This window comes from Kitasatospora sp. NPDC059973 (genome assembly GCF_042737525.1).
In the GTDB taxonomy this organism is placed as follows: domain Bacteria; phylum Actinomycetota; class Actinomycetes; order Streptomycetales; family Streptomycetaceae; genus Kitasatospora.
The window spans coordinates 1-19,627 of the sequence record NZ_JBHWUI010000152.1; the positions used below are offsets into that span (position 1 = coordinate 1).

General features: G+C 72.8%; 24 protein-coding genes and 1 pseudogene. 8 read left to right on the forward strand and 17 right to left on the reverse strand.

What is annotated here, in order from left to right; genetic code table 11:
- Positions 1-63: 63 nt before the first annotated feature.
- Positions 64-237, reverse strand: a complete 174-nt coding sequence (locus ACFWA9_RS30800) for a CsbD family protein (protein WP_352298192.1) — start codon at positions 235-237, stop codon at positions 64-66.
- Between the two features lie 123 nt (positions 238-360).
- Here ACFWA9_RS30800 and ACFWA9_RS30805 point away from each other — a divergent pair, with 123 nt between their 5' ends.
- The 3 genes and pseudogenes from ACFWA9_RS30805 (at position 361) to ACFWA9_RS30815 (ending at position 1,702) form a co-directional block, all read left to right on the forward strand.
- Positions 361-531: a hydrophobic protein gene (locus tag ACFWA9_RS30805; protein ID WP_352298189.1), complete on the forward strand. Its 171-nt coding sequence runs from the start codon at positions 361-363 to the stop codon at positions 529-531.
- Between the two features lie 92 nt (positions 532-623).
- A pseudogene (locus ACFWA9_RS30810) lies at positions 624-741 on the forward strand (IS5/IS1182 family transposase); the annotation flags it as partial.
- Between the two features lie 247 nt (positions 742-988).
- Entirely contained in the window at positions 989-1,702 is a 714-nt protein-coding gene (locus ACFWA9_RS30815; protein ID WP_380391365.1) for an HAD family hydrolase, read from the forward strand.
- A 546-nt stretch (positions 1,703-2,248) separates the two neighbouring features.
- Here the strand turns inward: ACFWA9_RS30815 and ACFWA9_RS30820 are convergent.
- Complete coding sequence (locus ACFWA9_RS30820; RefSeq protein WP_380391368.1) at positions 2,249-2,587, reverse strand: hypothetical protein; 339 nt, start codon at positions 2,585-2,587, stop codon at positions 2,249-2,251.
- A gap of 57 nt (positions 2,588-2,644) precedes the next feature.
- Here ACFWA9_RS30820 and ACFWA9_RS30825 point away from each other — a divergent pair, with 57 nt between their 5' ends.
- The gene (locus ACFWA9_RS30825; RefSeq protein WP_380391371.1) at positions 2,645-3,025 is read left to right on the forward strand and encodes a hypothetical protein; all 381 of its coding nucleotides are present in this window, start codon (positions 2,645-2,647) and stop codon (positions 3,023-3,025) included.
- Positions 3,026-3,434: 409 nt separating this feature from the next.
- Here ACFWA9_RS30825 and ACFWA9_RS30830 read toward each other — a convergent pair whose 3' ends face one another.
- From ACFWA9_RS30830 to ACFWA9_RS30850, 5 genes are all read right to left on the reverse strand, one after another.
- Entirely contained in the window at positions 3,435-3,611 is a 177-nt protein-coding gene (locus ACFWA9_RS30830) for a hypothetical protein (RefSeq protein WP_380391374.1), read from the reverse strand.
- 1,033 nt (positions 3,612-4,644) lie between these two features.
- The gene (locus ACFWA9_RS30835; RefSeq protein WP_380391376.1) at positions 4,645-6,993 is read right to left on the reverse strand and encodes a Helicase associated domain protein; all 2,349 of its coding nucleotides are present in this window, start codon (positions 6,991-6,993) and stop codon (positions 4,645-4,647) included.
- Positions 6,994-7,124: 131 nt separating this feature from the next.
- Complete coding sequence (locus ACFWA9_RS30840) at positions 7,125-7,853, reverse strand: helix-turn-helix domain containing protein (protein ID WP_380391378.1); 729 nt, start codon at positions 7,851-7,853, stop codon at positions 7,125-7,127.
- Positions 7,850-10,081, reverse strand: a complete 2,232-nt coding sequence (locus tag ACFWA9_RS30845) for a hypothetical protein (RefSeq protein WP_380391381.1) — start codon at positions 10,079-10,081, stop codon at positions 7,850-7,852. Before ACFWA9_RS30845 ends, ACFWA9_RS30840 begins: the two co-directional genes overlap by 4 nt.
- 7 nt (positions 10,082-10,088) lie before the next feature.
- On the reverse strand, positions 10,089-10,745 hold the full coding sequence (locus ACFWA9_RS30850) for a DNA-binding protein (protein WP_380391384.1): 657 nt from the start codon (positions 10,743-10,745) through the stop codon (positions 10,089-10,091).
- A 154-nt stretch (positions 10,746-10,899) separates the two neighbouring features.
- Here ACFWA9_RS30850 and ACFWA9_RS30855 point away from each other — a divergent pair, with 154 nt between their 5' ends.
- Complete coding sequence (locus tag ACFWA9_RS30855; protein ID WP_380391387.1) at positions 10,900-11,073, forward strand: hypothetical protein; 174 nt, start codon at positions 10,900-10,902, stop codon at positions 11,071-11,073.
- 63 nt (positions 11,074-11,136) lie between these two features.
- Here the strand turns inward: ACFWA9_RS30855 and ACFWA9_RS30860 are convergent, their stop codons facing one another.
- The 9 genes from ACFWA9_RS30860 to ACFWA9_RS30900 form a co-directional block, all read right to left on the reverse strand.
- On the reverse strand, positions 11,137-11,382 hold the full coding sequence (locus ACFWA9_RS30860; RefSeq protein ID WP_380391390.1) for a hypothetical protein: 246 nt from the start codon (positions 11,380-11,382) through the stop codon (positions 11,137-11,139).
- Between the two features lie 388 nt (positions 11,383-11,770).
- Positions 11,771-12,070, reverse strand: a complete 300-nt coding sequence (locus ACFWA9_RS30865; protein ID WP_380391393.1) for an STAS domain-containing protein — start codon at positions 12,068-12,070, stop codon at positions 11,771-11,773.
- On the reverse strand, positions 11,953-12,558 hold the full coding sequence (locus tag ACFWA9_RS30870; protein ID WP_380391396.1) for a hypothetical protein: 606 nt from the start codon (positions 12,556-12,558) through the stop codon (positions 11,953-11,955). Before ACFWA9_RS30870 ends, ACFWA9_RS30865 begins: the two co-directional genes overlap by 118 nt.
- A gap of 188 nt (positions 12,559-12,746) precedes the next feature.
- Positions 12,747-13,880, reverse strand: coding sequence for a methyltransferase domain-containing protein (locus ACFWA9_RS30875; protein ID WP_380391399.1), 1,134 nt, complete (start codon positions 13,878-13,880; stop codon positions 12,747-12,749).
- Positions 13,877-14,026, reverse strand: coding sequence for a hypothetical protein (locus ACFWA9_RS30880; RefSeq protein ID WP_380391401.1), 150 nt, complete (start codon positions 14,024-14,026; stop codon positions 13,877-13,879). Before ACFWA9_RS30880 ends, ACFWA9_RS30875 begins: the two co-directional genes overlap by 4 nt.
- Positions 14,027-14,113: 87 nt before the next feature.
- A complete protein-coding gene (locus ACFWA9_RS30885) occupies positions 14,114-14,548 on the reverse strand; it encodes an ATP-binding protein (protein WP_380391403.1) in 435 nt (144 codons plus the stop codon).
- Positions 14,549-14,803: 255 nt separating this feature from the next.
- Positions 14,804-15,652 (reverse strand): helix-turn-helix domain-containing protein, encoded by an 849-nt coding sequence (locus ACFWA9_RS30890; RefSeq protein WP_380391406.1) that lies wholly within the window; start codon positions 15,650-15,652, stop codon positions 14,804-14,806.
- Between the two features lie 40 nt (positions 15,653-15,692).
- Complete coding sequence (locus tag ACFWA9_RS30895) at positions 15,693-16,220, reverse strand: DUF6879 family protein (RefSeq protein ID WP_380391408.1); 528 nt, start codon at positions 16,218-16,220, stop codon at positions 15,693-15,695.
- On the reverse strand, positions 16,174-16,455 hold the full coding sequence (locus ACFWA9_RS30900; RefSeq protein ID WP_380391410.1) for a hypothetical protein: 282 nt from the start codon (positions 16,453-16,455) through the stop codon (positions 16,174-16,176). The genes ACFWA9_RS30895 and ACFWA9_RS30900 overlap by 47 nt, the downstream gene beginning before the upstream one ends.
- A 528-nt stretch (positions 16,456-16,983) precedes the next feature.
- Between ACFWA9_RS30900 and ACFWA9_RS30905 the strand changes: the two genes are divergently transcribed.
- Together ACFWA9_RS30905 and ACFWA9_RS30910 are read left to right on the forward strand one after the other, a co-directional pair.
- The gene (locus ACFWA9_RS30905) at positions 16,984-17,538 is read left to right on the forward strand and encodes a hypothetical protein (RefSeq protein ID WP_380391411.1); all 555 of its coding nucleotides are present in this window, start codon (positions 16,984-16,986) and stop codon (positions 17,536-17,538) included.
- Positions 17,539-17,578: 40 nt separating this feature from the next.
- Complete coding sequence (locus ACFWA9_RS30910) at positions 17,579-18,109, forward strand: hypothetical protein (protein WP_380391414.1); 531 nt, start codon at positions 17,579-17,581, stop codon at positions 18,107-18,109.
- A 532-nt stretch (positions 18,110-18,641) separates the two neighbouring features.
- Here the strand turns inward: ACFWA9_RS30910 and ACFWA9_RS30915 are convergent.
- On the reverse strand, positions 18,642-19,190 hold the full coding sequence (locus tag ACFWA9_RS30915) for an RICIN domain-containing protein (protein WP_380391416.1): 549 nt from the start codon (positions 19,188-19,190) through the stop codon (positions 18,642-18,644).
- Between the two features lie 218 nt (positions 19,191-19,408).
- Here ACFWA9_RS30915 and ACFWA9_RS30920 point away from each other — a divergent pair.
- On the forward strand, positions 19,409-19,627 hold a 219-nt coding region (locus ACFWA9_RS30920; RefSeq protein ID WP_380391418.1), incomplete at its 3' end, for a hypothetical protein.

Below are 19,627 nucleotides of genomic sequence, written 5' to 3' on the forward strand. Positions count from 1 at the left end.
GCCGGACCCCGGGGAGAGGGGTCCGGCCGTTCGGCGTTCCGGGCCGAGCGAGCCCAAGGCCGTTCAGTGCTTGAAGGCGTCCTTGACCTTCTCACCTGCCTGCTTCACGTCACCCTTGACCTGGTCGGCCTTGCCTTCGGCCTCCAGACGCTCGTTGCCGGTCACCTTGCCGACGCCTTCCTTGACCACGCCCTTCGCCTTCTCGGCGGTGTTCTCGACCTTGTCACTGGCACTCATGCGGACCTCCGGTTCGTCGAAGCTGTCGGCACAACGCCTGCCCCCGCCCGCCCGGAGGATTCCCCCGAATATTCGCCGCGGGCCGGGGCAGCCGGACCGCCGACACCGACTGTGGAGGTCGAAATGGTTCCCCTTCTTCTTGTTCTGCTGCTGGCCCTGCTCCTCTTCGGCGCGGGCTTCGCACTCAAGGCCCTGTGGTGGGTGGCGGTCGTGGTGCTCGTGGTGTGGCTGCTCGGCTTCGTGGCCCGCAGCACCGGCGCATCCGGCAGCCGCGCCCGCTGGTACCGGTGGTAAGCGCGGGCGATATCGCCCGGACGAACACGGCAGCAGGGTGGGGAACGCACACGACGCGTTCCCCACCCCCGCCACACCCACCGGCTGCCGACCGCACGATCGCCACACGCTTCGACAAACCCGCCGACCGCTACCGCGCCGGAGTCGTCCTGGCATCACTGATCCTCTGGCTCCGCGAACCGACCAGATGATCATTTGTCAGACAGGCCTTGGCGGAGAACCGCACGGCCTGCTCGTCCACATCGTCACAGCGCGAACGCGCGCGGGCGGGCCGGCGGTCGGCGGGCCGGCAGCCGCCGGGCCCCGCAGCGTCCTCGCTCATCGGTCGTGCGGGTGAGCCCGCGGCCCCGTACGTGTCGCGTGTCTCCTGCGCCGTTTCCGGTACGTGCCTGTTTTTGAAGGTCGCTTTTGATCAAGGAACTGCTCCGGACCGGCGTTGCCCGCCAGAATGATCGATATGACGATCCGCGGAGTGCTGTTCGATGTCGATGGAACCCTGTACGACTACGAGAAGGCCGAGGAGGCCGGTCTCCACGAACACCTGGTGGCCGAAGGGCTCTCCGTCCGGTTCGAGTCGCCGGCGGAGGCGCTGCGTGTGTGGCGGGAAGTCAGGGAGGAGGAGTACCCGCGTTTCCTGAACGGCGAGTTGACGTTCGCCGCCCAGAAGGCCGCACGCATACGGCGATTTCTCGCCCATGCCGGGGTGGTCGGCGCACTTGAGTGGACGGACGAGGCGGCTACGGCGTGGTTCGCGAGCTACGCGGTACAGAGGGACGCGATCCGGCGGGCGTTCGACGATGCTCAGCCGGTGCTGGGCGCGTTGGCGGGTCGATTCCGGCTCGGTGTCGTGTCGAACTCGGTGACCGCGCACCAGCGCGCGAAGCTGGATGCGATCGGGCTGCTCGGCTACTTCACGGAGCCGTTGATCTGCTCCCAGGAACACGGTTCCGCCAAGCCGGGGGCGAGCATCTTCCTGGCGGGCTGCGAGGCCCTGGGGTTGACGCCCGCCGAGGTGGCGTACGTGGGTGATGACTACGAGAAGGACGCGGTCGGGGCGCGGGACGCAGGGTTGCAGGCCGTCTGGCTGGACCGCTCTGCTTCCGGAGGTTCCGGTGCCGTGGACGCCGGTATCCGGGTGATCGCCTCGTTGACGGAGCTGATGAGTTTGTGATCAGTACCCGGTCCGGATCTGCTCCGCCCGTCTGAACAGGGAAAAGGACACTGCCGGGGTAGATATGGAGCGTGAGCAAGACCGAGGAGCACGACGAGGCCCTGCCGGAGCAGGCGGCGGAGCGTGCGAAGGAGGAGACCCGGGCTTCCCAGGCCGACGCCGCGAAGGCGTCCGACGTCCGGGCGGCAACGGGCCGGAACGGCACGCAGGCCCGCTGGCGAGCAGGGCGGCCGCGGGCAGGGCGGCGGCGGGCCGGACGGCGGCGGGCCGGACGGCGAGCGGCGAACGACGAGCGGCGGCGGGGCGGGATCCGCTGCACGATCCCGGAAAAGTCCGACCAGGCCCGCAACCGCAAGAAGCTGAGCGCCCACGGCGGCCGTCCGCCCACGTTCGACAAGACCGACTACCGCACGCGCCACGCGGTCGGTGCGGGATCAACCGCCTCGAGCGCCACCGGGCAGTTGCCACGAGGTAGGACAAGCTCGACGTCCGCTACGAGGCCACCGTCACCATCGCCGTCATCGACGAGTTGCTCTGAGCACGTTGTTACGGAAAGACGGGATTCCCGTCATCGCCGATCCACGGCTCCCGTCCCGGCCGCCGGCCGACAGCCTGCCAGACAGCATGTGCCGCAGCGAACTTCACATCACCAGGGCCAGTATCAACCGGCGAAGTAAGGATTTCGACGACGGATACGCGTACCCCACGGGCCCCTTCAGGCAACTGCATGAGCGCATACCAAGCGCCTTCCAGCGCCTCTGCCTGGATCTGCTGATCATCGGTGCGACTGGTGCCTGCGAGGTGGCCGCAAGACTGATCACGCCACCCGAACAGGTCCAGCCCATCAGAGCGTGGTGGTGAACCGGACACCGCTTGGTTCAGCACGGCGCTCTCATCCTTTCCGGGCGCGACCCCGCACCCGGTTTGCAGGTTTAGCTGGACATGATCCACACCACCTCCAAGATCCTGGCCACCACGCTCCTGGCGGCCACGGCCCTCACTGCAGCGGCCGGCAGTGCCGGCGCCGACTCCTACGGGACCCTCGGCGGCAGCACTATCGGCCACGTCGGCGCCGGCGTCAGCCGCCCCGGTTTCAGCGGCGGCGGCACCGGCAACTTCTCCCACTCCAGCGCCCCCTGGGACCCCGCCAAGCACGGCGGCCTCACCCAGGAGGAGAGCAAGCAGCAGTTCGCCGACCTCGTCGAGGCCATCACCGACAACAACCGCCCCACCCCCGACGGCCAGGCCGGCTACCAGGCGCAGCCGGACTACCAGGCGCAGTCCTCCAATGAGCCTGTCGTCGTGTCCGCCGGAGACGACTAGCACGGCCGGCCCGAGGCACCGGCACCCCGCCCGCTCCCGAAGATCGCCGCCGGGCATTCCACGGGTACCCAGCGGCGGATTCCGGCCGAGTTCTCCGGCCCGGTCGCGCACCGCTTCCCCGGGGGGGTGGCCGTGTTCCGTTCACGGGCCCAGGGGATGGGCCCGGCCGCGGCTCGGTCGCCGCGGGTTTGGCTCCAGCCGGCGTGAAGAGCTCCACAGCCGTGCCGGCGGACGCCTGGCTCGGGTGGGGGCGAAGGATGTCTCGTCCGGCCGGTTCGGCAGGTTCCCGCGCTCTTGCTGCGAGTGCTCGGGGCCGTGCGGGCCAGGGTGGAGTCGATCTCACCCTGGTCCTTGCCTGCGGCGGTGAGGCGGCGGGGCGGCACGTTCTCGCCGCGGGAGGTTGGGAGCGTCAGCTCTGGCCTTGATCCATGAGACCGCGGCGGGCCACGGCGGCGGGCCGGTCGAGTTCCTGCGGGCCTTCGACGGCTTGCCCCTCTACCTGGAGGGAGAGGTCGTCGCCGCCGGGGGCGACCACCGTCACCGTGACCTGCTCGTCGCCGGTGTTCGTATTGTCGTGTGCGGTCATTCGCAGTCACCTGTCTGTGAGTTGGGACCCGGGCGATAGGAACCCTGAGTGATCATCGCATAACGCTGGGTGCAGGATGGTAGGAATGACGCCAGGTGAACTCGTGCGGCGGGTCGGACGAAGAAGGGCAGGGTGCCACCTGAGCGGCGGGCGACCGCGCCCGGCTTGTTCGCCGGTCCGGGTGCGGTCGGCACGGTCGAGGCAGCGTCGGAAGAGGGCGCCGCGCGCTCGACGGTGACGGCCTCGACGAGACCGGCCGGGGCGGCCTGGAGGAGGCCCGCGACGCCGGTGTCGGGAGTGCACCAGCCGCCCACGTGCATCGGCCGGCCCTACGCGCGATACGGCGTCAACCGCCCGCACCGCACACACGGCGCCGACGGACCGGCGACCAACTCCCCGCCCGCCGTGCGGTCCAGCTCCACCACCGCCTGGTCCCCGTACCGCTCGGGCTTGTCCCGGAGGGAGCGGCAGTGGCCACTCGCCTTGGAACGCCGTGCTCCACCGGTGCGGGTCCGGTTGGGACCCGCCGAGCCGTGAGCAGCCGCTGGATTGTTGGCTGTTGGCCCGTGGTGGAGCCGGCGTTGGCGCGGAGCCGGGTTCCGGCTGCGGCCTGAGGTGCTCTTGCAGCGGGTCGGCTGCTCAGCGGGGCTCGTGCTCCGCCGGGTGGGGTCTCATGCCGGCGGTGTCGAGCGATGGAGGGGCTTCCTGCCCCCGGCGGTTGGCCAGGCGGCCGGGACGGTCCCTGCGGCCGGCCCGCCCCACGGGTCGGCCGCAGGCTGCCGCGTTCGCTGCTGCCCCGCGTGAACGCGGCAGACCCGTGGCCGGCGCCGCCCCACAGCGGGGGCCGGCCACGGGAGTACAGGGGGTGTTAGCCGATGGCGACGTCGTCGACGAGGAAGATGGTCGTCAGGTACTGGTCCTCGGCGACGGTGGCCGCTACTTCGGGCGGCCGCTGAGAGGTCTCGCTGTTGGTCACGTACTTCCTCCGGGTCGAGCCGCCCCGGAGGGCCGGGGCGGCGGATCTCGGGTGCGGTCAGCCGGCGACGGTCTCGGGGTGCCGGTGGAGGGCGTCCAGGAGCGCGGTCTGCTGGCCGGTCAGTTTCCCGTCGGCGCGGGCCTTGTCCTGCTTGCGTAGCCACGTGCCGGGCCGGAACGCCGGGTCCGCGTCGCTGCCGGTGCGGTTCACCGGGCCGTCGAGGGTGCCGCCGGCGGCGAGGTAGGCGAGCAGGCGCCGGTACGACCTGTTCCAGTCCGGCTCCAGGCGCCACAGCTCGTCCAGCGCGTCCAGCTTGGCCACCTGGTCCGCGGTGAGGTTCTCGGCCTTGCGCTGGCGGCGCATCCACGCGCCCACCGCGTAGTCGTCGAGCTTCGCGGTCGCCGGGATCGCGAGGTGGCCGTGGGCGCGGTGGAACGCGGCGGCGTAGGCGTAGCCGCGTTCCCAGGCGTTGGCGTTCTTCGACCAGATCATGCCGAGCGCGTCCAGCTCGCTGACGCGGGCGGGGTCGAGCAGGCCTTGGCCGGCCAGGTGGCGCTGGCGGGTGAGCCAGGAGATCAACTCGGCGTGCTTGGTCTTGTCGGTGGGGTCGAGGTGGCCGTGCTCGATGTGGAAGACCGCCGCGACGGCGTGCATGCGCTGCCACTCGACCGCGCGCGGGTTGAACGCCCGCAGCTTGACGGTCTGCAGGATCCGGGCGGCGTGCTGCCGAGCGTTGATCTTGAGCCACTCGATCGGCGACTCCACCGGGGCCGGCTGCTGCTCGCCCTCCCCGGCCTCGGGGGCCTCGCTCTCGGCCGGCTTGGCCGCGGTGGTGTGCGCGGTGCCCTGGGAGCGGCCGGCGCGCAGTTCGGTGATCCGGCCGACCACCCGGGCGTCGTGCGCAGCGAGGGCGCGCAGGACCCGCCAGATGGTGCGGAAGGAGGAGGCCTCGATCTCGGCGTCGGCCTCGGCCTTCACGGCCTCGCCGGCGTCGTGGACCTCGGCCGGGTCGGTGGTGGCGGTGTCGTCGCCGATCTCCGGTGTGGGGAGGTAGACCGGGATAATGACCCAGCTGACCTTGCCCTGCCGGTAGGACTGGCGCAGCGCGCGGCCGACGGCCTGGACGATGTCGATGACGCTCGACTTCGGGTCCGCGAAGCAAATGGCGTCCACGGCGGCGACGTCGATTCCTTCCGTCAGGAGTCGGCTGTTGCACAGGATGCCGCACTCCTCCCCGTCGTCGCCGGTGTGGGCCTTGAACTCGGCGAACGCTGCCCGGCGGTCCTTGAGCCGGTCGGTGCCGGCCACCGCCTTCGCCCAGACCCGCTCCGGGCGCTCCGCGTCGGGCAGCAACTCCGATGCCTCCAGCAGGCTGCTCGCGAACTCCCGCGCTCCGGCCACCCGAGAGTGGAACGTGATCACGCGGCGCAGGCCGAGGTCGGCGACCGCACGCAGCAGCGCGATCTGCAAGGCCAGGCGCAGCAGCTCCTCGTTGCTGCGCTGGGAGCGCAGGTCGGCGACGGCCGGGAGGCTGAGCAGCTCGCGCAAGTCCTCGTCAGTGACGACGGGGACCAGGACGCGGTAGTCGGCGAGGTAGCCGTGCTCGATCCCCTGCCCGAGGGTCCAGGTGAAACAGACCTTGCCGTAGATCTCCTCCGAGTCCATGGAGCAGAGCGCGGGCAGCGCCTGGCCGTCGGCGAGGTCGGCCAGGCCGTCCTTCGCGCGCCGGTCGTCCGCGATCCTGGGCGTGGCGGTGAAGTACAGCCGGCGCTTCGCCGGGACCTGGTCGTCGTCGTGGATCGCCGCCCACGCCTTGCCTTCCGCGCCGGCGGTGCGGTGGGCCTCGTCGATGACGACCAGGTCCCAGGCCGGCAGGCCGAAGTCGCGGTGGGCCTGGACGATCCGCTCCAGCGAGGCATAGGTGGCGTACACGGTCACCGGTTCGCCGGCCTTCTCCTTGGCGACCAGGTCGGCGATCCGCGGAGCCTGCGTGGTGACCTGAGCGTGGACGCGCCCACCGGCCTCCGCGCTCTCCAGCGCCTCATCCCGCGAACAGGCCGCGACCGCCAGACCCCGGCGCCCGCCCCGCAGCGACCACGCTTCGGCGGTCTGCTCCAGCAGCTCGATCGTCGGCACCAGCACCAGCACCCGGCCCTTCGCCGCCACGCGCCGGGCGCAGCCGGCCGCGATGAGCGTCTTGCCGGAGCCGGTCGCGGCGACCACCGTGGCGCGGCCGCCGTCCTTCACCTCGCGCACCGCGGCCACGACGGCGTCCTTCTGGAACCAGTACAGCGGCAGCGGGTTCACCGCGGCGGTGCCGGTCGGCTGCTGCGGGACCGGCTGCCCGGATGCGGCGCGGAACGCGGCCGGCACGTTCTGCTCGGCGGTGGCGGTGGTGGTCTCCACGGCGGTGCTTCTCCTTCGGATGCTGAGACGGCTCGGCGGTGGCGGTGGTGCTGTGGCAGGGTCGCGGCGGGCGGCCTCTCCCCAGGGCCAGGTCATGGATGGGGAGAGGCCGGCCGGGTCCTTGGGGCCGGTCAGCCGATCAGGACGTCGGATCTCTGGTGGCCGTCGGGGGTCCAGGTGCGGATCTCCAGGTAGACGATCTCCGCCTCGGGGACGGCCCGGCCGGTCTCCACCAGCCACGTCCAGACGGCGTGGACGACGTCGCCGTGGGAGTCGGCGACCCGGCGGGACCATTCGGTGGCGGGGAAGCCGCCGGTGGCGGAGGAGCCGTAGGTGCGCTCCTCGGTGCCGTCCGCGCGCGGAACGACGCCGCGCCGGATGCCCGGAGAGTCCTGCCTCGACCCGGCGGACAGGGTGAAGTAGCGGGCGCGCATCCGCACCGTCAGCGCGACCCGACCGTCGGCGGCCGCGGCCGCGTGAACGACGGCGGCCAGGTGCGCGGCGCCGGACCGGATCGCCTGCGCCCCAGCACGCCCGGCCATCGACCCGCCTGGGGTGCCGATCACGTCCTTGCCCCGCACCCGGGCCTTCTGTCCCGTCTTCGTGCGGCGGCGGGTGGTGTTCGCCTCCGCGATCCCGGCCAGCGCCTCCTCGTCGCGTTCGCCGCCCCGGACTGCCCGGACCATCTGGCGAAGGGCGCCGACGAACGCGGCGCCCTTGCCCTTGGTGAAGAACTGCGACACCAGGGAGGCGTCGCGCCCGAGCATCTTCGCGACCTGGCGCTTGGTGTAGCCCTGGTCCAGCAGCTCCTGGGTCAGCCTCGCGGCCTCGTTCGGCCGGTCCGGGTCGGCGGGGCTCACTGGTCAGCGCCCTTCTCGGTGGCGGCGAGTTCGGCGCGGCCCAGGCCGCGCAGCTTGAGGTACTGCTCCTGGCTGGTCGGGTGCTCCACCGGGCCGGTCAAATGACCCTTGAGGAGGTAGTCGCCAGGCTCCCCGCGGTAGGGCCAGGGCTGGCGCTCGGTCAGGGCGATGCCGTCGGTGCCGAAGTAGACGACCGTGCCGGGCTTCGCGTGCAGGGCCCCGGCGTAGCCGATGACCTCCTTGCCCTGGCGGTACTTCATGTCCAGCAGCGCCGCCCGGGCCCCGGACCACACGTAGGCGGCCCACTCCGGGTGCGCGTAGGGGTCGCGGGAGAAGCCGGCCTGCCGCTGCCACGTCACCACGCTGTCGTCCTGGCCGAGGATCTCCACCCCGGCGGGGAGGGTCTCGCCGAGCGGGGTGGTGCCGGAGACCAGCCGCGGGCGCTGCGCGAAGCCGCCCAGACCGAACAGCAGCACCGAGCGGACCGCGCGGGAGGCGAGGTAGGCCGCCTGGCGCTGGCGCTCGTCGCCGTGCAGCTTCGACAGGTTGGTCAGGTCCGCCCACGCCGACTTCAACCGCTTGCCCCACTCGTCGAGCGGCTTGCCGTCCTCGAAGAGCAGGCCGCCCAGGATCTCGACCTTCCACGGCATCAGGTGGTTGGACAGCGCCAGGTGCACCTCCGCGCCGCCCGCCCACGTGGTGAACGTCGCGCCGGGCTCCGAGGGGTAGATCCAGGCGCGGTCACCGGTGACCGGGGCCGGGAGGAGGCCGACGTGGCTCCAGCCCTGCGGGACGGTGACGCGGATGTTCCAGTGCGAGCACGACATCAGCGCTTTCACCTGTTCCTGCCCGGACATCGCGGCGAACGCAGCCGCCGTGATGCGGCGCGGGACGCCGACCGGGGACTTCCACAAGTGCTTCGCGTAGGCGAACGTGCGGTCGTACTCCACCAACGCCGGCAACTGCTCCGGCACACGCGGCGGCAGGCGCAACTCGGTACGGCCCTGGCCGCCGGTCGCGTGCAGCAGAGCGCGCAGTTCCTCCGACAGCACCGGGAAGCCGCCGGCCCACTTGCCCGTGGTCGGGATCGTGCGCGACCACAGGTCCCGGCCGGTCTGCGACGGGGAGCCCATGAGGACCGCGTCGTCCCAGTGACGGCGCAGCGCCTGCCACAGCAGCCGGAAGGCGTCCCGGCAGGTGACGACGTCCGCGCCGTCCGGATCGAACCACTCCCCCATGCTCCGGATCTCCGTGGCTCCGCTGTCGGGAGCGGCGGCGGGGGCGTAGCGGCCGACCGGCTGGCGCTGGTGGACGAAGTGCCCGGCCAGCTTGTCCCGGCCCGCCCCGACAGCGGTCGTCCACCGGGGCGACGGGGTGTTCAGCCACGCGGCGACCGCGTCCTTGAGCGTGCTGTAGCGCTCGGCGCCGTCGTGCCAGGGGGCGCCGGCGGTGATGTAGATCCGCTCCGTGCCCGGGGCGGTGGCCAGGACGGCGTCCAGGATCTCCCCCGGGGTGCGCGCGCCGAGGTCGACCCGGACGACCTGGTCGCGGACCGCGAGCATCCCGGCCGCCGCGTCCAGGAACACCGTGGCGCGGGCCTGCTGGACGAAGGCCGGGCGCTTGGACACCAGGCCGCTGGTGACGGCCTCGAACCGCGCACCCGCCGGGCCTTCGGGGAGGGTGGGCAGCTCACGCGGACCGGCCTCGGCCACCGGGCGCGGCGCGGCAGCGACCGGAGCGACCGAGACCGCGGGGACGACCGGCGCAGCGGCGGGGTTGGGCTGCTTGGCGACGGCCTGGTCCTCGACCTCGGTCGGCGCCTCGGCCACCGGGGCGGCCGGGGCCTGCTGCTCGAGTACGGGGGCCGGGCGGGTCAGCGCCGGGGCGACCGCGACGGCGGGCTCGGCGACCGGCTCCGCCACGGGCGCCGGGGCGGGCGCGGCGGTGGCGGCCTGGTCGTCGGCCTTGGCGGCGCGGACGGCGGCCGGGGTCGGGTCCAGCAGCGGCGCGATCCGCACGACGTCGCCGACCGACAGTCCGGAGGCCTTCGCGATGGCCGGCGCCTGGGCGCCCTCGTACCCCGCGAGCCCGGCCACCTTGCGCGAGCGCTGGGCGGTGAGCTTGTCCAGCTCCTTCCGCGCGGCGGCGACCTGCTTCTCGGCGGCCGTGATCTCGGTGCGCAGCTCGCGCAGGCCGGCGAGCTCGGCGGTGTACGTCTTGCGGTCCATCAGCGGGTCACTCCCCCTCGGTGGCGGGCTGGTCGGTGGTGGCGGTCGTGGTGGTGGTGACGTAGGCGATCGGGCCGCCGGACACCGACGCCAGGCGGGTGCCGAGCAGCAGGCCCGCCAGGCGGGCGTCCTCGGGGTCGGTGGGGTTGGCGGCGTTCGCGGGGGCGGTGAGGTCGGTCAGGTAGCCGGCCAGCCGCGCCTTCGGGAAGCGGTAGCGGCCCGCGGTGCCGGCGGTGCCGTCGCCCTCCCACTCGGTGAGGCCGGTCAGCACGGCGACGACGAAGGAGGCCACCGTCACCGGCAGCACTCCGCCGGCCGAGACCCGGGCCGGGTCGCACCGCCACCAGCCGGACAGTGCGGCCAGCAGCTGCGTCTGGTCCAGTGCGGTGCCGAAGCCGATCCACTCCCGGTCCGGCTCGTCCACCTTCGCGGGGGCGTCCGAGCGCAGCACCGCGACCTCGGGCGTGCCGAGCGCGGTCAGGTCGGCGGCGGGCCGGGCCTGCAACTGCTGGAGTGCGGCCAGCGGGAACACCTGCCGACCCTGCTCGCGCACGCCCGGGACCACGCCCGTGGCCATCAGCTTCCTCACCGTCGGGATCGAGCACCCCAGGGCCGTCCCGGCCTGCCCGGTCGTCACGAACACACCCACAACCTCCACGCCCATTCACCTAATTTGAAACGCTAGGGCGACCCTACGCCTCCCCGCCGACACCGTCCACGCCTTTTTAGTAAGTCGTACAAGCATTCCCAGGGGAGCGGTCCGTACCGGTTTGCCAGCGCCTGGTAGGACCGTGGCCGGTTACCAACCCCGGAAGGAGGTGAAGAAGATCACTCCTCGCCAGCAGAAGGCCGCGATGATCCTGGGCGCGGCCCTGGTCGGCACCTACGTGCTCGGCAACGTCGCCAAGGGCCAGGCCCGCGTGCTCGGCCTCAACGCGGCCCAGCTCGCCGCGCTGAGCGCGGGCGTCGCGTTCGCCCTGCGCAACGCCTGAGCACGGCCCGCACGGTCCGGCCCGGTCACCCTCGCGGTGGCCGGGCCGGACCGCTTCCCCGCCCTACTCGGCGCCGGCCTCCGGGCGGTGGACCGGGCACGCGCCGCAGCGGCCCGGGGGCGGGGAGGGCGGCCGGGACCTTGGGGTGCGCAGCTCGCGGACGGCGGCCGCGGTGTTCACGGCGGCCGAGGCGGTGAAGAGGACGGAGCCGACGTCGCGGACGGCGTGGGCGAGCTGGTCGGCCCGCGGGTCGGCCGGGTCGACGAGAGCCTCGGCGACCAACTGCAGAGCGGTCTGAACGGGCGTCATGACGCCCCCCTTCGGAAGAGGTGTGTTCCTTCACCCCTTCGAGGTGCGCAGAGTCCAACAGACAGGACCCGCGCGCAGAAACGTCTATGGCCTGGGGCGCAGCACCACGATCCGGTACGACATTTTGGGACCGTTGATGCACGTCGACGCCGGGCGCCGCCGCTGCCTGCCGGGCCCCGAAGACGTCCGGCCGCCGACCGGGCGGGGTGCCGTCCCACTCCGCCAGAACGGAAGGGACTCCCACCGATCGACACAGGCCGGGCGGCCGGGCTGTGTACGGGCCCGGCCGCCCGAGGGCTTCGCCATGCGGCGCCCGGGCCGTGGGGGTGTACGTGCCGGGCGGTGGAACAGGCGCAGCCGCTCGCCCCGGTAGGGGCACCCGGCGGGTTCAACGAGCGGCACGGGGCGCGGGCACGTGCGGGTCGACGGGGAAGACGTGGTCGGCGCCGGTGAGCTCCAGGATCCGGGCGACGGAGGCGGAGGGCCGGGCGAGGTGGAGCGTGGTGCCCTGGCGTTCGGCTTCGATCCGGGCGCGCGGCAGGGCGTTGAGGCCGGTGGAGTCCATGAAGGTCACGGCGCCGAGGTCGACGAGCAGCACCGGTGGGGCCGACCGCACCGCGAGGGTGTCGCGCAGGGCCGCGTCGAGTCGGGGGACCTGGTCGAGGTCCAGCTCGCCGGAGCATTCCACGACCGGCCCGGCCAGGATGTCGGTGGCGGCGCGTTCGCCCCGCCGGTGGCCGGCCGGAAGCGCAGTCCTGGCGAGTAGTCCGGCCGGACTCCGGCGGGGCCGGTGGACCAGTTGTCCAGCAGCAGCGTGGCGAGGCCGGCGGCGTGCGCGCCGGTGGCCGGCTGGGCGTCGGTGGGGTCAGGGCCGAGGGTGTCGAGCAGCCGGGCGGCGTGCGCGGTCTCACCGGCCGCCACGGAGGCGACGACCTGGCGCAACAGCTCGGCCGCCTGGCCGCGGGCCTTACCGGTCGGGGTGAACAGCGCGGCGTTGTAGCGGGCGACCGCGCGGTCCAGGGCGGCCGGGAGGGTCGGCAGGTCCGTCGGGTCGCTGTCCTCGGTGATGCCTTCTTCGGCGAGCAGCGGGGCGATCTCGCGCCACATCTCGTCGGCCAGGCCGGTGCGCTGCTGGATGGCGATCAGGGCTGGGGGCTCGGGCGCGTCGAGTCGCATGTCCGGTCATGGCGGCCATGCTCGCAGCCCGGCCGCACGGCTGGGTCCGGATCGGTGGGGTTCGCTCGAACGGGATCGCTTCTGGGCTGATCCGCTGTGCCGGGCCGAGGCGGGATGGTAGGGCGCGGGGCGGCTGGTGTCTGACGGTCCGGCGCCGCGAGGCGGGCTCACGGCGCCGGATCAGGCGGTCAGATCAGCTGGGCCGGGTCGTCCAGCCATGCCTGCCAGCCGTCCGGGGTGACGGTGAGTCCGAGGTGCTCGATGGTGGGCTCGCCTGCCTCGTGCCACCAGGCGAGGGCTTGCTCGAAGTCCGGCCACAGGCGGCGGCCGCCGTACTGGCGGACCTGGTGCTCGTCCTCGCCGTCGCGGAAGGTCGCGGTGGTCCAGGCCGGGGTGGTGAGGGAGTAGAGCCACAGGGTGCGGGCGCCGTCGTCGTGCCGCTGGATCGCGTGGACGACGTCGCGCAGGCGCAGGCCGGCGGCGAGCGGGAACGGGTCGAACTTGCCGTGCGGCGGTAGGACGGCGGTGGTGGTGGACTCGGTGACGGTGCCGCCGTCCGGCGGGTTCTGCGGCCAACGCAGGCGTTGGGAGCGCATCTTCATGAACTCCACCGGCTGGAGGAACGGGCCGCTCGCGGTGCCGTCGCCGCTCACGGTGAGGCGGACCAGGGCGTCGGCGTTGGAGTAGTGGGTGCCGAACGGTGCCAGGATCAGCCCGCCGGGCCGGGTCTGTTCGATCCACGCGCGCGGGATCTGGCGCAGTCCGTAGGTCGCGGTGATCCGGTCGTACGGGGCGCCGGGCGGGTGGCCGAGCGCGCCGTCCGCGCAGACGACGGTCGGCCGGTAGCCGGCCCTCTCGAGTGCGGTCCGGGCCTGGGCGGACACGGCGGGGTCGATCTCGACGGTGGTCACGTTGGCGTCGCCGAGCCGGTGGCTCAGCAGGGCGGCGTTCCAGCCGGTGCCGGTGCCCTGCTCCAGCACCCGCATCCCCGGCTCGGCCATCAGGTCGTCCAGCATCGAGGCGACCAGCGACGGCATCGAGGCGGAGCTGGTGGGCACCGTGCCGGGCTCGGAGCCCTGGTGCAGGCCGTCGTCCCACTGGGTGACGATCGGGACGTCCGCGGCGGCCGCCGCCAGCCAGCCGGCCTCGTCGTCGGTCCGGTCGACGGGCCGGCTCGTCCCGGTGGCCATGTCGTGCGCCCACACCAGGTCCGGCAGGAACAGCGAGCGCGGAACCGCGTCGAAGGCCGACGCCCACGCGTCGGCGACGGGGAAGGACCGCCCCGGCGCGGGGCGGCCCTCCTGCTCAGGTGCGAGCGTCACTTGCGGTGTCCCCCGTCTCCGGGCGGGGTGCTGCCGTCAGGGGACGGCGGGTCGGACGGCGGCGTCCACGGAGTGCCCGGGTGCCCGTCGCCCCCGCCTCCCCCGTCGCCGCCCGAGCCGCCGCCGTCGACTGCCTCGATGTCCATGCCGAGCTCCTTGTCGTCGCTGTGATGGTGCCCTCCCGCGGCCCGGGAGGAGTAGAGGGCCGTCCCCGGCGCACCGGGGCACGGTGGCTATGCCGGGGCGAGAGCGCGGGTGCGCAGGTCCGCGTGGACGGTCTTGCCGAGCGGCTCCAGGGTCACGCCCCAGTGCCCGCCGGTGAGGTGGTGGACCAGGGCCAGGCCGCGGCCCGACACGGCGGCGAGGCCCGCGTCGATCAGGCAGGGCAAGGCACGGGAGCCGTCCCGGACGCTGATCCGCACGCACCGGTCGGTGATCCGCTCGACGGCGACCGTCATCTTCCGCCGGCACCCCGTCTTCGCCGCGTTGCCCGCCAGCTCGCTGACAATCAGTTCGCCGGCCTCGACCAGATCGTCCAGCCCCCACGCGCGCAGCGTGGTGCGCACCAGGCGCCGAGCCGCCGACACTGACCGCGGCTCGTAGGACAGCAGCGCCCTGGCGGAGCTGGCCGCCGGTGGCCGCTTCGGGGTCTCGACGGTCGTGGTCACCAGGAACCTCGCACCCGCCGGCGCTGCCCAGGCACGGCCGTGGCCGGTGGGCGGGGTATGCGGTGCGCGGCCACGGCGGTTCTCCGCTCTGTCGTCGGCGGTGACGGCTGCGCCCACCCGACGGGGGGCGGGAGGGCGCAGCGGTCCCGGCTCGCCCGCCGGGGCCGGGTGTCCGGTCCGTCACGGCGGGCGACGGTTCGACGGTAGGGAGTGCGCGGCCGGGCCCTCAACGAGGTTGCGCCATCTTGCGCGAAGTCACCCGAGAGTGGCTATCGCCGCAGTGATCAACTGACGGGCCTCGGCCCCATGAACGGCCAGGGCGGCCAGGCCGGTGAAGGTGCGGACGTAGTCGGCGATCTCGCGGGGCTGGGTGATCCGCAGGTAGCCGGAGGTCAGCTCGACGGCCACCTCGGCCTCGTCGAAGAGGTAGAAGTCCTCGACCGGCAGGTGCGGGCGGTCGGGCCCGGTCGGGATGACGCCGACGCTGACGAACGGGCTGGCCGACACTGCGAGCAGGTGGCCGAGCTGGGCGGCCATCGTCTCCGGGTCGCACACCGCGGCGCGCAGCACCCACTCCTCGATGAGCAGGCCGAAGCGGTGCCGGCCGGAGAACAGCATTCGCTGGCGCTCCAGGCGGGCCTCCACGGCGTCGGCGACGTCGTCGACCTCGACGCGGGCGCGCTGGATCGAGCGCAGCACGGCGGTGGTGTACTCGGGGGTTTGCGCCATGCCGGGCATGACGCGGCTGGCGTAGACGCGGAAGTGGGCGGTGCGCCGGTAGAGGGCGGCCACCGACTCCTGGGCGGCGCGCAGCCCGGTGCGCTCCATACGGCGCCACTCGGTGTACATGGAGTCGACCGCGCGGGCGGCGGCGATGAGGTCGGGGACCTGGTCGTCGGCGCCGCAGGCGGCGCACCACGCGCGCAGGTCGTCCTCGGAGGGGGCGGAGCGCCCGCTCTGGATCCGGGAGGTCTTCGCCGGGTGCCACCCGCAGCAGGCGGACAGCTCGTCGCCGGTCAGGCCTGCGTCCTTGCGCAGGCCTACCAGACGGGAGGCGAGTGCCTTGCGCGCTTCGACGACGCTGGACGACGGTGACGACGGCATGGTGCTGGCTGCCCGCTGGGGGTAGTGGTGGACGGGTTGGTCAGACGGTGTACTGCGCGTGCGGGACGGCCCGGGCCCAGACCGCTTCGAATGCCGCGGCCACCGATTTCACCACGGCCGGGTCCTCGGTCATCTCGTGGCCGGCCCACTCGCCGTCACCGGTGAACCAGTGGAACAGCACCAGGCGCTCGTCCACCAGCCACAGGTCGTTGCCCGGCAGCAGCAGGTCGGACGCCTTCGACCGGGGCAGCCAGCGGACCTGCTCGCCGAGCGCGACGTTGTGCCGCTCGGTGATCGCGTGCTCCCACCGGATGTAGGCGGTGACCGGCTCCGAGACGATGCGGGCCCGGCGCATCACCACCCCACGACCGACGGTCTCCCGCACCAGTGCCGCCCAGGCCGTGTACTCCTCGGGCAGGTCGTACTCCCCGGGCCGGTCCACCGGAAGGCCGGCCCGCCAGTCGGCGAAGACGGGGTCGTCCATGTAGGAGTCGCGCATCTCCAGGTGGCAGGCGGAGCGCTCAGCGCTCCTCAGCAGGGCGCCAAAGTCCGGCACGCTCGGCTTCATCGCACACCTTTCGCAGGAACGGGATCATCCGGACCGGGATCCGGACGACGCCCTCGTGGTCCGGGACGCCGGTGGCGTGGCCCTCCACCCACTCGGTCTCGCTGATCACGCGGTACATCTCCATGTCGGGCAGCCAGCCCTGGACGACGATCTCCGCCTTCTCGTCCTCCAACCACACGGTCGGCGAACCACCGTTGGGCGTGTCCGGGTCGATGCCCCTGAACCGTAGTGCCATGACCACTCCCTCCGCCAAGCCGGTTGCGAGTCCGTGCGCCCCCTCACCGTTCCGCTCCCCTGACAGGCCGTCAAGAGCGCGCGGAGGCAACAGGGCGACACCCGCCCACGCCAAGGGGCCGGAACCGGAGAATCCACGCTGGGGCCTGCAGTCCGATCACGCGGTGCGGATCCTGCCGTCGGCGATCAGGCGGCCGATGTAGCCGGGCCAATCCCGTTCGAGGGTCTGCTGCATGAACGCTCGGGCCTTCTCCCGGATCTCGGGGGTGAGCTGCGATGCCGAAGCCCGGGCACACCTGTCTCGCGACTGGAGGGTGAGCCCGGGAAGCAGATGCGATAGCCGCTCGGTCGGGGCGTGGCTCAGGCCGGCACGTCGGTGGAGGGGAGGGTCGCGCGCAGGGTCGCGCGGTTGAGCTCGCTCGCCAGCTCCCGCAGGCCCTCCGACGCCGCACTCGTGGATGTAACGGGGCGTCAGCATCCGATTACGGATTCGCCGGACAGGAGTCGGCGCGCGGAGCAGGATGAGGCCATGCCTGCTGATGACGACCCGGTCTTCGCGCTCCTGCGCGCTTCGTTGGACCCTGCCTGCCAAACGGCCGCCGTTCGCTCCGAGCACCCCGTGTGCCGTGTCGTGGCCGCTACCGCCCGCAAGGACGTCGCCGCCGGTGGCATGGAGAACATCTCCTTCCTCGCTGCCGGCGTCGCTTTCGCCGGCGCCGCCGTCACCGGCCTGTTCGCCGAGCACCACGACCTCGAACCGGCCAAGCTCATGCGGGACCTTCTGGTCAAGGCCACCGAGGACCGGAGGAAGGGGCACGGCAAGGACGTCCCGTGGCAGGACGAGGTGCCCGCCATCCTCGGGGCCTTTTTCGACCCCGCCACCATCGCGGAGGCTCCGGTGATCCTGGCGCGCGTCTGGATCGAGGGCGAGGCCAGGTTCTATGACCTGCTGGTGGACCTCGCGGCGCTGACGGCCACCATGATGACCTCGCTGATCGGTCTCAACGCCTACACCCAGGATGAGATCTTCGAGGAGGTCGGTCGGATCCTCGACCTGGCCGGCGACGACGACGATCTGTCATGACCGACGACGAACGAGTTCCTCACCCACCAGAAAGGCACACGTGAGCAGCGACCACGCCACCCCATCGGCCCCCGCCGACGCCGACGACCAGGACCCGAACGGTCCCGAGGACGGCGAGGAGCAGAACGGCCCCGGGCTCGAGCCGCGGAGACTCTTGGAATTCGCCGAGTTTCTCGGCATGGATGAGGAGGCCGAGCAGTTGCGCGGAGATCTGCGCACCGAGCGGATCCTGCCCCGCCTCAAGCGGGCCCTGGACTTGGCCGGCCTGCCGGTCAGCCCCGGAGCGGGAGTCCCGGGCGTCCGGGTCATGGCCGAACGGAGCGCCGGCTTTCCGGCAGGCGCCGTCCGTGTCGCCTGGAACGAAGGTGCCGACCTCGACGCCATGATCGATACCGCCGCGCCCGGCAGCCCAGCTGATGTGATGTGTCAGGTGGTCACCTCAACCATGGACAAGGCGCTGGACATCATCCTCCAGGCCGCAGGGCTGCGGACCATCGTCGATTCCCTCCACGGGTCCGTCGTCGTAGCGGACACCACGACGTTCCCGGAAGGGCGGGAACTCGGCCTGTGACAGCGGAAGCCGGCAACGGCCCTGGTCACCGGTGCCGGTGACCAGGGCCCGCTGTTGAGCCCGCGTGCCCCCGAGCACCTGCCAGGCCCCGAGGTCCGTGGCCGGCCGACCTGATCCGCCCCAGCCAGTGACCGCTGGCCCCTAAACGCTGACGGCCGTCCCTTCCGCGGGGGCCCGCCGGTCGGCGTCGTCAACTTCTCGGTCGAACAGGGTCGACGCCGACAGCCGGTACAAGTGCCGCAGGGCCGTGCGAGGATTGCGAGCTGGCGGCCGCCAAGGCGAAGGGGAGGCCGGGCAGGCCGGCCCTGGCCGCGAGGAGCAGACGGTCGTGTCGCGCTTCGCGCAGGGCACCTGGCTCAACGCCCAGAAAGCCCGCCGGGCCAAGCCCACGCCGGGTCAGCTCGCGCAGCCGGCCGATCACAGCGTGGAGGCAGGATGGTAGGCCGGTGCTCCGCTCACGTTCGGTAGGAGGTTCGGGGGTCTCCCCCGCCCGGCTCCGGGCAGGCCGGGAACCGGGCGGGGCCGGTGGGTGTCAGCCGACGGGGTTGAGGGCCCAGCGCTGGTTCGCGCCGCCGCTCGGGGCCCACTGGACCACGGAAGCGTCGTCGGCCGGGTCGCCGCCGGCGACATCGAGGACGAGGCCGCTGTTGAAGTTGATGATCGCCAGGGTGTCGCCGTCGACGTTGACCTTCCCCCAGCGCTGGTTGGCGCCGCCGTTGCAGGTCCACTGGTCGAGCGTGGCCCCCTGGGCGGTGCTCCAACCCGGCACCTCCAGGCACTTGCCGCTGTACACGTTGACGACGAACCCGTCGGTGACCCGCCACTGCTGCGCGGTGTCACCACACGAGGACGACTGGCCCAGGGGCGCGCCGTCGTCGGTGCGGAAGTCGGCGACCCCCAGGCACTTGCCCGTCGCGGCGTTCTGGAGCGACACCGTCGAGTCGGCCGAGAGCGGGACGTACGACATCCCCGAGGCGGAGGCGGAGGCCGGCGCCGCGGCCAGCAGTCCCGCGCCCAGTCCGAGGGCGAGTGCGGCGGCGGCGGAGGCCAGGCGGCGCTTGGCGGTGGCGTGGATGTTCATGGTTCCCCCCATGGGTTCCTGTCGATGCGGTTCGGACCGAGACGCCCGGGCTTCCCGACCGTCTCAACCTGATAGACGTCCAACCTCCCGGGGGGTTGCAGGTGCCTCAGAACAATTTCCCGACCACCTCCGGATCCTCCGCTCACACGAACGCCTACGGTCGCGGTGCGCGTTGCGGCGGTGCCGCGGCCCGGGGTGCCGGATGACGCGCCGCCGCCGTGGAGCCCGGTCGACCCTACGGTTCCGGCGGACTCGCTCCTCTCGCTCTTACCCGCGGGTCCTGGCCGCGCGGCGCGCGGGTCGCGGCCGCCGAGGAACTGGCGGCGGTCGACCAGGTCACCGTGATGCGCCGCGACACCAGCGCCCTCTACCGCGGCCGACCCACCACCGGCGGCCGGCAGCCAGGGCGCCGCGCCAGCGCGCCGGCCGGCCGCCAG